Origin of the sequence: Geomonas terrae, from assembly GCF_004791675.1 — a bacterium.
Lineage (GTDB): Bacteria > Desulfobacterota > Desulfuromonadia > Geobacterales > Geobacteraceae > Geomonas > Geomonas edaphica.
The window spans coordinates 132,826-146,252 of the sequence record NZ_SRSC01000006.1 but is presented as its reverse complement, the minus strand read 5'-3'; the positions used below and the strand labels follow the sequence as shown (position 1 = coordinate 146,252).

Sequence of the window (13,427 nt, the reverse complement as noted above, 5' to 3'; positions counted from 1 at the left end):
GAAGAGTTTCTCTGTGGCAATGCCGAGAGGGCCACACCCGTTCCCATCCCGAACACGGAAGTTAAGCCTCTCTGGGCCGATGGTACTGCATTGGTAACGATGTGGGAGAGTAGGTCGCCGCAGGGAATTTAATAGAGAAGCCCCACTGGATATCCGGTGGGGCTTTTCGCTTTTCTGCCTTCTACCAACCTGTCATGGCTCACGCCTCAGCCTGGATCATCGGACATTCAGCCGGCGGCACGAAGACCGTTCCTGATTTGAAATACGCTTCGCGGAAGCAGTACCCCGCCTTGCTCTGGCATTTCGCCAGATCCTTACAGTCGTAGCAGGCCGCGCCCTTGAACTGCTCTGATCTTGGATGGGTGAAGTTCCGCAGCGCATCGCTGTTCCAAACTTCAGCTATCGAGTCCTTTGACACATCGCCCACGAACAGCATCTCGTCTCGTGGCACCGTGTCGTACAGCATCACCTTGCCGTCCGGCGTTATGGTCATGCTGCTGTGTGCGCCGTAGCGCCCTTCCTCCCGGCAGAGTGTTATCTTTTCCGCGATCCCCTTGTCCTCTCCCGGCAGTGGCCCGAAAGGTTCACTGTACCTGTCCCAGGACTGCTCACCGTGCTCCAGTCCCGCTGTGGAGAGGTCTATTTCAGGGAAATCGATCCTAGCCTGACGGCATTGCTCCAGGATGGAGTTCAGCCCTTCCGTTCCGAGGAACATCTTGTCCGTGTTGCCTGTTAAGCTTCTATTGTAGGCCGCGATAGATATCTGGCGTAACCCCATGTCCTGAAGTTCCTCGACCCAATCGTAAACGTATGGAGCGGTCAATGCGGTCACAACTGATTTCACTCTGAGATTGAACCCTCTCTTGAGAAGGTTTCCGATACTGCGCACGGCCCTGTTGTAGTACCCCGGGCTGCCGGCGAGTTTGTCGGCAGTAGGTTCATCGGGATCCATGCTGAGTTGGATCTCTCGGACGTACTGGTTCACTGGCTGTGTCATGCCGATTGCGACGAGGCTGTCTGCAATTTTTTCGGTAATATGGCATTTCGTCGACAGGGTGAACAGCATCTCCAGTGCGATCATTTCCTCTATCAACTGCAGCGAGTCCTTTCTCAAAAGAGGATCCCCGCCGGAGAGCGTCACTTGGTCGATCCCAAGTCCCTTCGCCTCCCGCAACAGTTCTTTCCAGCGCTCGGTTGACAACAACTTCCCTTCGGGGACACAGTGCCCCTTGGCAAAGCAGAAAGCACAGTTAGGCTGACAGTCGTTGCTGAACATTACGTTGAGCGAGATCGGGGTGGCGAGGCGCTGCTGCTCCTTCCACCTGGAGGCTTTTACCACGAAATCAAAGGGGTCGATGCGTTTTACGTACGCCTCTAACTCGGGAGTCATGTTGACGACGGCATCGTCTTCTCGGTTCGCTTCACTTATTATCCTAGTAATAAACTCCTGTGACTTTTCCTGCGACTCCAGGTTAAATGCGTACTGTGCGATCATGGTCAGGTGTCTGACTGTTAGACGCCCGTCCATAAGTGCCAAGGCGGCACCAGCCTTTGGAGACAGAACACAGTACCGGGGCCTCTCGTGATCGTAACGACACAAAAGTGTCCAGTGACCGTTCCGCTTCAGGCGCCAATAAGGGGAAATAACCGGGATGGTGGTTTCTGTTATGGCGACGTCCTTTCCTAGAACAGCACACTCTAGTGGCATTTGATTGCTCCTCCTTGGAGAGTCGGTTCCCCGATTTTGCAACCCCACCAGTCTACTTCGGCATTAAAACCTGTCAATGTTTGTTGCATGGTCACTCAGCGCCAACGAAGTGGGGCATCACAACACAACGTCCTTACATCGCACGCGTACTTTGCAAGAATTTATTGGATCGTGGCCGACAGGTGTGCTAATTTCTGGCTGCGTCATACCAACATTCGGAGCATTTTGCCATGTCGACCGAAGCACAGATACGGCTTGATGAGAGCTGGAAATCACACCTTCTTGAAGAGTTCGAAAAGCCATACATGTGCGCCTTGAAAGGCTTTTTAAGGCAGGAGATCTTGAAACGGAAGGTCATTTATCCAAAAGGAAGTGAGTACTTCAATGCCCTCAACACCACCTCCTTCGACAGGGTAAAAGTTGTCATCCTCGGACAGGATCCTTACCACGGACCGGATCAAGCCCACGGCCTGTGTTTCTCGGTCCCTAAAGGCGTCGATATCCCTCCGTCGCTCGTGAATATATATAAGGAGATCCAGAGCGACCTCGGGCTGCCCGCTTCGGAATTCAGCCATGGGCATCTGTTTTCATGGGCTGAGCAGGGAGTATTGCTTTTGAACAGCGTGTTGACAGTGGAGGCGGGCAGGGCGGCGTCGCACCAGGGAAAAGGGTGGGAGACCTTCACAGACCGGGTCATCTCCGTTCTCAACGAGAAGAAGGACCACGTGGTGTTCATGCTGTGGGGAGCTTATGCCCACAAGAAGGGGGCCGTCATCGACGAAAGGAGGCATCTGGTGCTGCGGGCTCCGCACCCCTCGCCGCTCTCCGCCCATCGCGGTTTCCTGGGGTGTCGGCATTTCTCCAAGGCCAACGCCTACCTCGTCCGGCACGGTCTTGATCCGATTGACTGGATACCATAAAAAAAAGGCCCGGGTGATTCGCCCGGGCCTTTTACGTATGTGCCAACGTCACTGCTGCTAGAACCTGAATTTTTTGATCTGCCCCTTAAGGTTTTCCGACAGGCTGTTCAGCTGGTTTGCCGTGGCCATAGATTCGCGGTTCGCCCTGGCCGCCCCCTGTATGATGCCGGTGATCTGGTGCACGTTGTTGCTTATTTCCCGGCTGGTCGCGCTCTGCTCCTCGGCAGCGGTGGCAATCTGGCCTATCTGCTGGGTGACCTCGTTTATCTGCCTTTGAATCTCCTCCAGGCTCTGACCCGACTTGACTGAATCCTCGGCCCCCTTGGCCGCCTCGCTTGCGCTTTCCTGCATCACCTGCACCGCCCTGGTGGTCTCTTCTTGGATGGAGTGGATGTTAACTTCAATCTGTTTCGTCGCGTTGGTTGTTCGCTCGGCGAGTCGGCGCACTTCGTCGGCCACGACGGCGAAGCCGCGTCCCTGTTCTCCAGCCCGCGCGGCTTCTATCGCTGCGTTGAGCGCCAGCAGGTTGGTCTGGTCCGCGATGTCCTGGATGGTACTAATGATGTCGCCGATCTGCTCGGATTTCGCGCCAAGGGAACTCACGCTCTCCGAGGTGAGATGGACCTTTTCATTGATGAGCTGCATGCCGCGAATGCTGCGCTGCACATCGGCCGAACCGATCGTGGCTAGATCGCATGCGCGCTGGGCGCTCTCTACAGCATGGAGGCAGTTCTGCGATATGTCCGCCGATGTTGCGGCCATCTCTTCACCGGCGGTGGAGACCGTTTCGGTCTGCCCGGCGACGTCTTCCGAGGTTTGTGCAAGTTTCTGGGTGCTGCCGTGCAGTTCGGAACTCGCGTTGGCGACAGCGTTGGCATTATCGGCCACCGACTCGACGATAGCATGAACCTGTTCAATGAACCTGTTGAAGTAGCGGCTTGCCGTGCCGATCTCGTCGTTTGCTTCCCTCAGGCGGTGGGTGAGGTTGCCATCCCCTTCGGCGACGTCCTTCAGGGTCGCGATCAGGGCACGCATCGGCTCTAAAGCCCGGTGCATGACCAGGTAGGCGACCAGGGCAAGAAGGCCGGCGAGCAGCGCGGATATACCGAAACTCAGGTATTTCAGCTGGTCGAAGACGGCGAGGAACTGCGATTTTTTCTCACCCACGAACAGCGCACCGATTACCTTGCCGCTGCCGTCCTGCAGCGGCAGGTATGAGGCGAAGTGAGGCGTCCCGAGGATCTTTGCTTCCCCTAGGTAGCTGGAGGCCCGGTCGATGACAGCATCACGGGCAGGGCCCTGGAGACTCGTACCGACCGCGCGGGTGCCGTCGTCCTTTTTTATGGTGGTCGCAACCCGCGTGTCTCCCCGGAAAATGGTGGCTTCACCGCCGAAGATTTCCTTCATTTTGTCGGTCACATCGTTGCGTCCGTCAAGGGGCACGCCGTTTGCCTGCAGCTTCCCGTCGGCAAGGGTGAACGATGCGCCGTTGGGCGCGACTAGTTCCTTGAACGCTTTAGTGCGAGAGGTAAGCCCGACGGTGACTTGCCGGGTTATCTCCTTCTTGATTACGTACAGGGTGACAGCCGACGTCGTTATGGTAGCGATCAGGACGATGGCTACGTTAGCGATGAAGATCTTTTTGCTGATGTTCATTGGTAAGACCTCTTGTTGCAAATGGGTGTTGTTAAAACCATTACGTTTTTGAAGCTTTATCGGCTTACTGTCGAGAATCTTTAGAAAATGTATGACAAAAATTGTATACAGTTTGTGGCCGGAGGGGAAGCAGAGGCGGGGGCGAGGCCCACTGTCACAGGGTAAAGGATGGGGCCATGAAGCTGTCGTTGATAAGTATAAAAACGAGTCGTTGAATGATAATGATTTTTAGTTGCAAAGCCTGAGAGGTCTCTTCTATACTCTCACTATGGAGTTGAAAGAAAAGGAGGTTTGCCATGAAACGACTTGTGAGAACATTTGCTGTCGTTACGACTGTCTCTCTCATGTCAGTAATTTCCGTACTGGCAGCCGACACCGGGATGGGGATGAGCCCTGACAACAGCACGAACAAAGACCAGTGCCTGCTGGTCGCTCAGACATGCAAAGACAGTGTAGACTCATTGCAGCAGAGAATCGATCGGCTGCACCGTGAGATCAGTAAAGGCAACAGCGTGTACACGAATGAGGAGTTGAGGAGCCTGGAATTCCAGCTTAAAGATGCGATAAGCACCATGGAGGTCCTGACGCGGGGAGGGGCTTGACGGTTATCTAATTTATCAAGCAATCGGGCGAAAAATGGAGGCTGTGGTTCAAGCCTCCATTTTTGTTGCCGAAGCATCGCTGCCGCAGGCAACCACTACGAAAGCTGCGTACGCCTCCTGCAGCTGATGGAACAGTCCGGGGAGCGGCCCTAGTTGCTGCACTTTGGCGAGAGCTTCCATCTCGGCAGCGAGGTTTCGCATGCGTACCGCGCCCATGTTGCCGGCGGTTCCGGCGATGGTGTGGGACTTGAAATAACAGGTTTCGTGGTCGCCATTTTGCAGCGCTTCGCCGAGCAGACGAAGGTGCTCCGAAACTGCACTCACGAATTTGTCGACGAATACACCTACCATCTCTTGGTCGCCGCCCAGGCGGTCAAGCAGATCCTCAACGTCGAAGTCCAGGGGGGCGGCAGAAGGAGGTGGCACTTCCACCTCGCTAGTCGGAGCGCCCGCGGCGGGAGACTCCGACGCAACCTCTGCCGTGATCCTGCGAATCACCGACTTCAGGTCACGCTCCCGCACCGGCTTGGAAATATGGCTGTCCATGCCGGCCTCCCGGCAGATGGCGACGTCTTCCTTCATGGCGTTGGCGGTCATGGCGCAGATATGAATACGTCGCCCCGTGCCGTGTTCCCGCTCGCGGATGGTCCGCGTAGCCTCCAGTCCGTCCATCACCGGCATCTGTACGTCCATGAAGATGAGGTCGTACCCCCCCTGTTCCCACCTTTCCAGCGCCTCTTTGCCGTTCTCGGCGCAGTCGACCTCGTGGTTGCCCGTCTTGCCGATCAGCTTGAGCGATATGAGCTGGTTGATGGGGACGTCGTCGACCAGCAGGATGCGCAGCGGCCGTGCCGTCTGTGCCGGCTGTTCATCGCCTTCATCGACAGCGGGGAACTCCCCGGGCTGGGGAAGTCTGCTCTTCAGGGTGAAGCTGAAGACACTTCCCTCTCCGAGGCGGCTCTCCACGACGATCTTGCCCCCCATCAGTTCCACGAGGCTCCTGCTTATGGAGAGTCCGAGTCCGGTCCCACCGTAGAGACGGGTAGTCGAGCTGTCTGCCTGGGAGAACTTCTCGAAGATGACGTCCAGGGCATGCGGGGCTATACCGATACCGGTGTCGGCAACGGCGAACTTGAGCTGGGCCTCACCGTCGTTCGTGCCCAAGAGCAGGCACTTCACGGTGATCGACCCCTTGTGGGTGAACTTGAGCGCGTTGCCTACCAGGTTGCCAAGCACCTGCCCTATCCTGACCGGGTCGCCGACTGCGAACTGCGGCAGGTCGGGGCTGGCGTCGAGAAGCACCTGCACCCCCTTTTCCTGCCCGCGCAGCATGAACGGTTGGAGGCAGCGGTCGAGGAAACGGTGCAGGTCGAAGACGATCGCCTCGAGGGTGATCATCCCTGCCTCCACCTTGGAGATGTCGAGGATCTCGTTGATGATGGTGAGAAGGCTTTCGGCACAGTCGGAAAGCGACTCGAGATAGTTGCGCTGCACCTTGTCGAGTGGGGTTTCCATGAGGAGTCTCGCCAGACCGATGACACCGTTCATGGGCGTCCTGATCTCGTGGCTCATGTTGGCAAGAAAGACGCTCTTCGCGGCGGTGGCTGCCTCGGCGCGAACCAGGGCGTGCTCAAGCTCGGTGGTCCGCTGCTGTACCTTGAGCTCCAGGTTCTGCATGTGTTCCTGGAGCATCTCGTAAAGCTCCGAGTTCTCCACCGCATAGGCGGTGTTGATCAGGATGCTGCTCAGGGCATTGAGGGTCGAGACCTCGGCGCTCAGGTGGCTTCCACGCATGATGCCGGCGAACATCCCCCTGATGCGGCTGTTGGTGGCAAGTACGTGCAATACGAGGGTGTCGGTCCCGGACACGGTGGGGACCACCACCGGATGGTTCTGGTTCAGTGCCCACGCGAAGGTGCCGTCCTGGACCCGGGCCTCTACTTCCTTTCTGATAGCCGCTCCGGCCCGTTCCGGTTCACAGACCGTGAGATCGAAGGATGAATCGTCGTCTATGCCGAACATGGAGAGAGTGGCGAAGGGGATCAGGCGCTTTAACTGCCCGAAGACGGCCCTGATCACGAAGGACGACTCCTTCACCCGGTAGATGTCTGACTGCAGATCACTGCAGGCGGTGAGTACGTCGAGGGTGCGGACGTAGTTCAGGTTCGTCTCTTCGAGGAAGCTCACTCGCTCCTGGAGGTTCCTGATCTGGAAATCCCTGGGGTCATCGGGCGCCATCTTCACCCCCGAAAAGGACCGAGACCGTCTGCTCGTAGGTCGTGTCCACCTGCTTGATGAGCGTGGGGAGGAAGTAGCAGGAGATCTGCAACCGTTCCCAGACCGCGTGGTCCAGTTGCGGTACGAAGATCTCGCCGCTGTTGCCGATCTGCATGGCATGGGCGATGATGTCGGCGAAATGCAGTATGGAGGCCTCACGGGGATACTGGTCGGCCTTGCTGCAGTTGTGATGCGTCCCCACCGGTTCGGCCACGCGCGGTGGGATCTTCCAGCGCTTCAGGAGGGCCCCGCCGACGTCGGCGTGGTCGAAGCCGAAGCGCTCGCGCTCGGCTCGCTGCAGGATCATGCCCGTACTCCGGCATTCCTCGAGGAGTTCGAGGCAGATCTCCGGGACCCTCACGTACATGACGAGCCTCCCTACGTCGTGCAGTATTCCGGCGACGAAGAAGCGCTCCAGGTTCGCCTCCCGCTGGCTGGTGGCGAGAGTCCTGGCAGCCAGGCCGGTGGCGATGCTGTGCTTCCAGAACTGCTCCATGTTGACCAGGTCTTCCGGTATCCCCTTGAAGACGTCCATGACGGAAAGGGCGAGGGCCAGGTCGCGCACCTGCAGGACGCCTATGATGGTGACCGCCTGGGTGATGGTGTCGATCTTTGAGAAGTAACCGAAGAGGGGGCTGTTGGCGAGTTTGAGGATCCTCGCGGTGAGCCCCTGGTCCTCAGAGATGATCTTGGCGATGTCCCCTATCGAGCTGCGGGGGTGGTCGATCGCCTCGGAAAGCTGAGAGTAGAAAAGCGGGAGCGAATGTATGGTGGAGACATCCTCAACCATGTGCTCGACGGAGAGCTGGGGTTTACGCAGCACGGGTCGCCCTCCTCTCAGTGCAGATGCGCATCAGCTCCTTTATCGCGGGATGCTCGGGGTCGTTGTAGACGAAAAGGTGCTCCACCTCGGTACGCGCCTCGGCCAGGAGCTCCGGATCGATCTCCGTGTTGGGGGAGGGAGGGGCTTCCGGGTCTTCCGCGATGGTCTCCCCGACGATTTCGACCTCGAGGACACCCCACATGCGGAAGATGGAGAAATGCTTGTCGGTGAGCTCGGCACCCGACGGCAAAAGGAGCCGTCCGCTGCGGTCACAGACGTTGCGGCTGAGGACCATGCCCGGTGCGAGGTTGTCGATGTGAACCACTGCCAAAATAGATCCTCCTCTGCGCTGGCACCAGTTCTTATGGTGTCTGCCCCACGTATCGGTCCTGCTCGAAAATTCTTTAGCACCTGGTGCGTTTAAAAGAGAGCCTCCAATAAGAAGGCGCGACGAGAGAGAAATTGTCTCACAACATCTGTTGACATATAGACCTGCCCCTGTCTTTAATATGCGGATGCATACGACGACACAAGACGACCCGCGCTCTGCCAGAGCCACCTTCTGGCTGATAGTTACCACCGTGTTCTGGGGTGGCAGCTTCATCTTCAACAAGATCGGCTTCCGCGAGATCCCGCCGCTCGATTTCTTCTTCTACAGGTTCGCGCTGGCTACGCTCCTCATGGCGGTGCTCTGCCTGCCGCGCCTGAAAAAGCTCGACCGTGGCACCTTGAAGACCGGGGTTCTGGTCGGTCTGCCGCTCGCGGCGACGAACCTCTCCTTCGTTCTCGGGGTGAGCGGCACCAGCGTGTCCCGAGCGGGGTTCCTGAACAACCTGTTCGTGCTGCTCATTCCGCTTCTGTGCTTCGTCTTCTGGCGTGAGCGCCTGGATCGCTGGAGCGCGGGAGGGCTCTTCCTCGCCCTGGCCGGTCTCTGGCTCCTCGCCAAGGGGGGCGTGGACGGCTTCAACCAGGGGGACCTTCTCTCCACCCTGTGCGCCCTTTTCATCGCGCTGCAGATCATCGCCGTCTCCAGGCTGGTCGGCGAGGAGGACGTCTACCTTTTGAGCCTGATCCAGTTCGCGACCGTGGCGGCGGTCGGGGGCGTGCTGAACGTCGCCCTTCCATCCCCTCCCTTCACGGTCACCTGGGTTTCGGTGGGGGCGCTCGTTTACTGCGCCGTCTTCCCGACAGTTGTCTGCTTCACCCTGCAAAACGCCTATCAGCGTTACACGACCCCCACCAAGGCGGGGCTCATCTACACCATGGACCCGGTCTGGAGCATGCTGGGGGGGACGCTCCTTCTGGGGGAGAGGCTCACCGCCGAGGAATGGACCGGTTGCGCCCTCATCTTCGCCGCGGTAGTGCTTCCCCTGGGGGTGAAGCGCCTGCGTGAGCGCTACTCCGGCATCGGTTGCGAGGCCGAAGGGGCTGCCGCCGACTAGCCGCCCGTCGCTTTGACACCAGGGATCTCATCGACTACGCTGCAAGCACATCAAAGCGCCGCCTGCGGCACGAGGAGGAGCCATGCCTGAGCTTCCAGATCTTACCATCTATGCCGAAAACCTTGGGAAGGCCCTCGTGGGGAAGAGGATCGAGAAAGGCGAGTACCACGGGAGGGGACGCCTCAACGTTGCCGCCGGGGAGCTTGCCGCCGCCGTCGCGGGTGCCGAGGTGACCGCTGTGGAGCGCACCGGCAAACAGGTAACCTTCCGGTTCGGCAACGGCGCCGCGCTGAAAATCCACCTGATGCTTACCGGCGGGTTCGTTCTCACCGGTTCTTCCGCGGTGAAGGAGGTCCGCTACCCGGTGCTCACCCTGCTCTTTGCCGACGGTTCTGCCCTTGCCGTGGCCGACGAGAAGGGATGGGCGAGCGTCACCCTGAACCCCGGCGCCGAGAAGGAAGCGCCCGACGCGCTGGCGCTCACCGAGGAGGAGTTGCAGCGGTTGTGCGCCAGGAAGCCGCGCACCATGATCAAGCCTTTGCTTCTCGACCAAGCGCTGATCGGGGGCATCGGTAACGCCTATGCCGACGAAATCCTCTGGGCCGCGCGCATCTCCCCGAAGTCGCCCGCCGGCAAGCTCCCCCCGGAGGCGGTACGGGCCCTCGCCGAGGCGATTCCCGCGGTTTTGAACGATGCCGTTGCGGAGTTGAGAAAGCGCCACCCGGACATGGTTTCCGGTGAATACCGTGAGTTTCTGAAGGTGCACCGCCCCGAGCTCAAGACCTCTCCCACCGGTGCCAGGATCATCAAGGAGAACGTCCAGTCCAAGCGGACCTACTACACCGAGGAACAACTGCTGTACCAGTAGCATCTTACGGTCCCCCGGACCCGCCGTTACCGAGTTGTCGCCTGTAGCGCCCCCCATAGGGGCGCTTTTTTATTGTCCTTCGCGAAGCGGGCGAAGGTGCCGGACCGGTTGACAAGAAGCCAAAGCCGGATACCTTTTCACGGTTAGATTTTGCTAATCTGACAACCCACATGGCTTCGGCCACAAAAGGAGGCAACATGAAAAGGAGATTGGTATGGATGGCGGTGGTTTCCCTGTTCGCATTCTGCAGCATGCTTCTTCCGGCACTGGCGGCTGACAAGCTGACCATGTCCGAGAAGTCCTTCGTCAAGAAGGCGGCGAGCGGCGGCATGATGGAGGTCGAACTGGGACAGTTGGCTAAGGAAAAGGCAAAATCGCAGGAAGTGAAGGATTTCGCCCAGCTCATGGTGACCGATCACGGCAAGGCGAACGACGAGCTGAAGACGGCGGTGGGAAACAAGTACAAACTTCCCGCGAAGATGGAACTGAAGCACAAGGCGATGGTCGAGAAACTTCAGAAAACCTCGGCCGACGAGTTCGACAAGAAGTACGCGGAAGCGATGGTGAAAGACCACAAGAAGGACGTCGAGGACTTCAAAAAGGCTAGCAAGAAGGTGAAAGACCCCGAGATCAAGGCATGGATCGACAAGACTCTGCCGACCCTGGAGCAGCACCTGCAGCACGCGAAGGATATGGCCCAGAAGGTGGGCGCCGCGAAGAAGTAGTCGGGGTTGCAGACGGGCAAAAGGAGAGGGGCTCTGCCGCGAGGCGAAGCCCCTCTTTTTCGTTCAGCGCGCCCGTTCCTCTTTAAAGGCTAGAGCACCCTGAGGAAGGCGACCAGGTCATCTTGCTCCTGCTGGGTGAGTCGCAAACCGAGCACCAGGTCGAAGAACTTCACCGTGTCCTCAAGGGTGAGGCAGCGGCCGTCGTGCATGTAGGGGGGGCTCTCCTTGATGCCACGCAGGGTGAAGGTCTTGATGGGACCGTCGCCGGGCTCCCTGGTGAAGCGATCAAGCTGCAGATCATGCATCATCTGGTCGAGGTAGAACGGAGCGGGATGGCAGACGCCGCACCTCCCCTTGCCGAAGAAGACCTGCTGGCCTGCCATTTCCGACTGGGTCGCTTTCACCGGGTAGAGGAAGCCTGCCGGGTCGAGTTTCGGGGCGGGGGGGACGTCGAACATGTTCTGCATCTGTGCCATGTGCGACACCTGCACCCGGCTGATGATGTTCATCCCCTTCTTGGCGGCGTGGATCTCGTCGCCGTTAAAGTAGGCGGTGCGCTGCTCGAACTCGGAGAAGTCTTCCACCGAACGGAGGCTGCGCTTGGAGGAGTGGACCTGCTGGTTGAAAAGCCCCCTGAGGCTCACCGTGTCGAGGCGGAAGCGCCGCTCCTGAGGCCGGATGTCAGGGCTTAAGTGAAACTGTGCCGTGGTGTGGCCGTTCACGTGGCAGTCGAGACAGGCAACTCCGAGGCTCGGCTGTGGCGACTTGCGGTCGTCGGTCGGGTTGAATTCCTCCTGGGGGAAGGGGGTGACCAGCATGCGCAGGCCGTCGAGCTGCACCGGGGTGAGGAGGTTCTTGAAGAGACGGTAGTAGTTGTTTATGGAGACCACCTCGCCGCGCGAGACGTCGCCCAGTTCCGGCCGGTTCTGCAGGAATATCGCGGGTGGAAACTCCGGAAGAAAGGCGTCGGGGAGGTCGAAGTCGACGTCGAAACGCTGCAGCCTCGGGAACATGTCGATCTGGATCTGCGGGAAGACCTGCCCGCCGTTAACCTGCTTGGGATGGGGCAGCGGCGGGTAGGGGAAGAGGTTCTTCGACCTCATATCTGCCGGGTTCATCGCGGCCAGGCTCTCCCAGGTCGTTCCCTTTGCCAGCCGTGCCGTCGGCCCGACGGCGACCGGCTTGCCACGCGACATCTTCACATCGGGCGCAAGCCGCGGGCGCAGGTCGTAGCGCGACTCCAGAAGCCGCCTCTGCGTCTCCATTACCTTGGGCTTTTCACCGGCATCCTTCTGATAAACCTCCTGGAAGGTCATCATCGGTTTTTTCGCGTCCAGCGGGTCGCGGTAGAAGTCGAACCCCAGGATCTTTCCTTCGTCCGGTTGGTTCTTGAACGCGGTGGAGGAAGGCTCCGCCTTGGTCGCATGGAAGATGTCGGACTGGTCGTGGCTTCCTCTTTGCTGTTCGGGGCGAGTAGCCGGCACGTCCCTCGGCATCTGGGCTTCCATCGCCGCGTCCGGCGGCGCCTTGCGGGAAGGCTGCCCCTCCGCGGTCCAGGAGTTGACGGCGGGGAGGATGAGGGCGGCTGCAATAACGAGTGACGATACAACGGTGGCGTCTTTTCTCATACCAGGCTCCTTTTGGGATGTAATATTGGAACCCGCTAATTTTTCCACGGTCGCCGGGGAAGTCAAACCGTACTGCGGGCTTCGGCGCCTTTAGGGAAGACAGGCAGAGTGAAGGACGCGGTGCCTTTTCATGTCGCGCCGATAGGATCTGTTGCCGTGTGCCATGATTCCTTTCTTAGTTTTTGCAGATATAGTGGCCGCGTTGTACAATGAGTTGGTCATAAAAGCCCACGAAAAAGGAGGGCACGTCATGAGAAACCACCGTATTTGCACCCTGCTTCTTCCACTGTTTCTTGTCGCAGCGTCAATAAGTTCTACCGTCGTGACCAGTCATGCTGATTCCGGCGGACGAGGTGACAGGGCTGTCGCTCGCTCGGTAGGGCGCTCCGGCGGATCAGTTACCTATGGCGGCCGTGGGAGCTATGGCAGCCGCGGGAGCTATACGCGGTACGTCGGGCCGCGGCACGACTCTCACTTCTCGGGGAGTGTCTGGATCGGACCGGGGTGGGGATACTATGACCCCTTCTTCTACCCGTACTATTACAACTACCCTGCCTATCCGTACTACTACTCGCCCCCGACGGTGGTCGCGCCGCAGGAACCGCAGGAGTACATCTCCCCCGACACGCAGCAGGAGCAAGAGGGTGGGCAGTACTGGTACTACTGCCGCAAACCGCAGGGGTACTACCCCTACGTGGAGCGCTGCCCGGGAGGGTGGTTGAAAGTGGTGCCGGACACGACGCCGCCCAGTCAGGAACAGGAAGACAAGGAGGAATGA

Annotated in this window: 12 protein-coding genes and 1 rRNA gene; 7 read left to right on the top strand and 6 right to left on the bottom strand. The window is 59.0% G+C overall.

Translation table 11 applies throughout. The annotated features are described in order from the left end of the window. The first annotated feature begins 9 nt into the window (after window positions 1–9). A 5S ribosomal RNA gene (gene rrf / locus E4633_RS20070) occupies window positions 10–126 on the top strand. 73 nt (window positions 127–199) lie between these two features. On the opposite strand, the gene E4633_RS20065 is transcribed toward rrf, so the two are convergent. Further along, a complete protein-coding gene (locus E4633_RS20065; RefSeq protein ID WP_246038268.1) occupies window positions 200–1,495 on the bottom strand; it encodes a radical SAM protein in 1,296 nt (431 codons plus the stop codon). A 443-nt stretch (window positions 1,496–1,938) separates the two neighbouring features. On the opposite strand from E4633_RS20065, the gene ung reads away from it, so the two are divergent. Next, entirely contained in the window at window positions 1,939–2,628 is a 690-nt protein-coding gene (gene ung / locus E4633_RS20060) for a uracil-DNA glycosylase (RefSeq protein ID WP_135873088.1), read from the top strand. 57 nt (window positions 2,629–2,685) lie between these two features. Here ung and E4633_RS20055 read toward each other — a convergent pair whose 3' ends face one another. Beyond that, window positions 2,686–4,284: a methyl-accepting chemotaxis protein gene (locus tag E4633_RS20055; protein WP_135873086.1), complete on the bottom strand. Its 1,599-nt coding sequence runs from the start codon at window positions 4,282–4,284 to the stop codon at window positions 2,686–2,688. Window positions 4,285–4,580: 296 nt separating this feature from the next. Here E4633_RS20055 and E4633_RS20050 point away from each other — a divergent pair, with 296 nt between their 5' ends. Beyond that, window positions 4,581–4,886 carry a hypothetical protein gene (locus tag E4633_RS20050; RefSeq protein WP_135873084.1) on the top strand — a complete coding sequence of 102 codons (306 nt, stop codon included), beginning with the start codon at window positions 4,581–4,583 and terminating at the stop codon, window positions 4,884–4,886. Window positions 4,887–4,934: 48 nt separating this feature from the next. On the opposite strand, the gene E4633_RS20045 is transcribed toward E4633_RS20050, so the two are convergent. Genes E4633_RS20045 through E4633_RS20035 form a run of 3 tightly spaced genes read right to left on the bottom strand, consistent with a single transcriptional unit; the run spans window position 4,935 to window position 8,311 of the window. Then, window positions 4,935–7,124 carry an ATP-binding protein gene (locus E4633_RS20045; RefSeq protein WP_135873082.1) on the bottom strand — a complete coding sequence of 730 codons (2,190 nt, stop codon included), beginning with the start codon at window positions 7,122–7,124 and terminating at the stop codon, window positions 4,935–4,937. Further along, window positions 7,111–7,986, bottom strand: a complete 876-nt coding sequence (locus tag E4633_RS20040; protein ID WP_135873080.1) for an HDOD domain-containing protein — start codon at window positions 7,984–7,986, stop codon at window positions 7,111–7,113. The genes E4633_RS20045 and E4633_RS20040 overlap by 14 nt, the downstream gene beginning before the upstream one ends. Beyond that, entirely contained in the window at window positions 7,976–8,311 is a 336-nt protein-coding gene (locus E4633_RS20035) for a hypothetical protein (RefSeq protein WP_246038272.1), read from the bottom strand. Before E4633_RS20035 ends, E4633_RS20040 begins: the two co-directional genes overlap by 11 nt. 190 nt (window positions 8,312–8,501) lie before the next feature. Between E4633_RS20035 and E4633_RS20030 the strand changes: the two genes are divergently transcribed. From E4633_RS20030 to E4633_RS20020, 3 genes are all read left to right on the top strand, one after another. Beyond that, the gene (locus E4633_RS20030) at window positions 8,502–9,428 is read left to right on the top strand and encodes a DMT family transporter (protein ID WP_135873096.1); all 927 of its coding nucleotides are present in this window, start codon (window positions 8,502–8,504) and stop codon (window positions 9,426–9,428) included. Window positions 9,429–9,510: 82 nt separating this feature from the next. Beyond that, window positions 9,511–10,296, top strand: coding sequence for a DNA-formamidopyrimidine glycosylase family protein (locus tag E4633_RS20025; RefSeq protein ID WP_135873077.1), 786 nt, complete (start codon window positions 9,511–9,513; stop codon window positions 10,294–10,296). 197 nt (window positions 10,297–10,493) lie between these two features. Then, window positions 10,494–11,021 carry a DUF4142 domain-containing protein gene (locus tag E4633_RS20020; protein WP_135873075.1) on the top strand — a complete coding sequence of 176 codons (528 nt, stop codon included), beginning with the start codon at window positions 10,494–10,496 and terminating at the stop codon, window positions 11,019–11,021. An 89-nt stretch (window positions 11,022–11,110) separates the two neighbouring features. Here the strand turns inward: E4633_RS20020 and E4633_RS20015 are convergent, their stop codons facing one another. Then, window positions 11,111–12,649, bottom strand: coding sequence for a cytochrome B6 (locus E4633_RS20015; RefSeq protein ID WP_135873073.1), 1,539 nt, complete (start codon window positions 12,647–12,649; stop codon window positions 11,111–11,113). A 250-nt stretch (window positions 12,650–12,899) separates the two neighbouring features. On the opposite strand from E4633_RS20015, the gene E4633_RS20010 reads away from it, so the two are divergent. Further along, entirely contained in the window at window positions 12,900–13,427 is a 528-nt protein-coding gene (locus tag E4633_RS20010) for a hypothetical protein (RefSeq protein ID WP_135873072.1), read from the top strand.

Bases quoted from the DNA above. Each gene is read 5' to 3' on its own strand.
- E4633_RS20030 (WP_135873096.1), top strand. From the start codon at position 8,502: ATGCATACGACGACACAAGACGACCCGCGCTCTGCCAGAGCCACCTTC.
- E4633_RS20025 (WP_135873077.1), top strand. From the start codon at position 9,511: ATGCCTGAGCTTCCAGATCTTACCATCTATGCCGAAAACCTTGGGAAG.
- ung (WP_135873088.1), top strand. From the start codon at position 1,939: ATGTCGACCGAAGCACAGATACGGCTTGATGAGAGCTGGAAATCACAC.
- E4633_RS20050 (WP_135873084.1), top strand. From the start codon at position 4,581: ATGAAACGACTTGTGAGAACATTTGCTGTCGTTACGACTGTCTCTCTC.
- E4633_RS20055 (WP_135873086.1), bottom strand. From the start codon at position 4,284: ATGAACATCAGCAAAAAGATCTTCATCGCTAACGTAGCCATCGTCCTG.
- E4633_RS20010 (WP_135873072.1), top strand. From the start codon at position 12,900: ATGAGAAACCACCGTATTTGCACCCTGCTTCTTCCACTGTTTCTTGTC.
- E4633_RS20065 (WP_246038268.1), bottom strand. From the start codon at position 1,495: ATGATCGCACAGTACGCATTTAACCTGGAGTCGCAGGAAAAGTCACAG.
- E4633_RS20045 (WP_135873082.1), bottom strand. From the start codon at position 7,124: ATGGCGCCCGATGACCCCAGGGATTTCCAGATCAGGAACCTCCAGGAG.
- E4633_RS20015 (WP_135873073.1), bottom strand. From the start codon at position 12,649: ATGAGAAAAGACGCCACCGTTGTATCGTCACTCGTTATTGCAGCCGCC.
- E4633_RS20020 (WP_135873075.1), top strand. From the start codon at position 10,494: ATGAAAAGGAGATTGGTATGGATGGCGGTGGTTTCCCTGTTCGCATTC.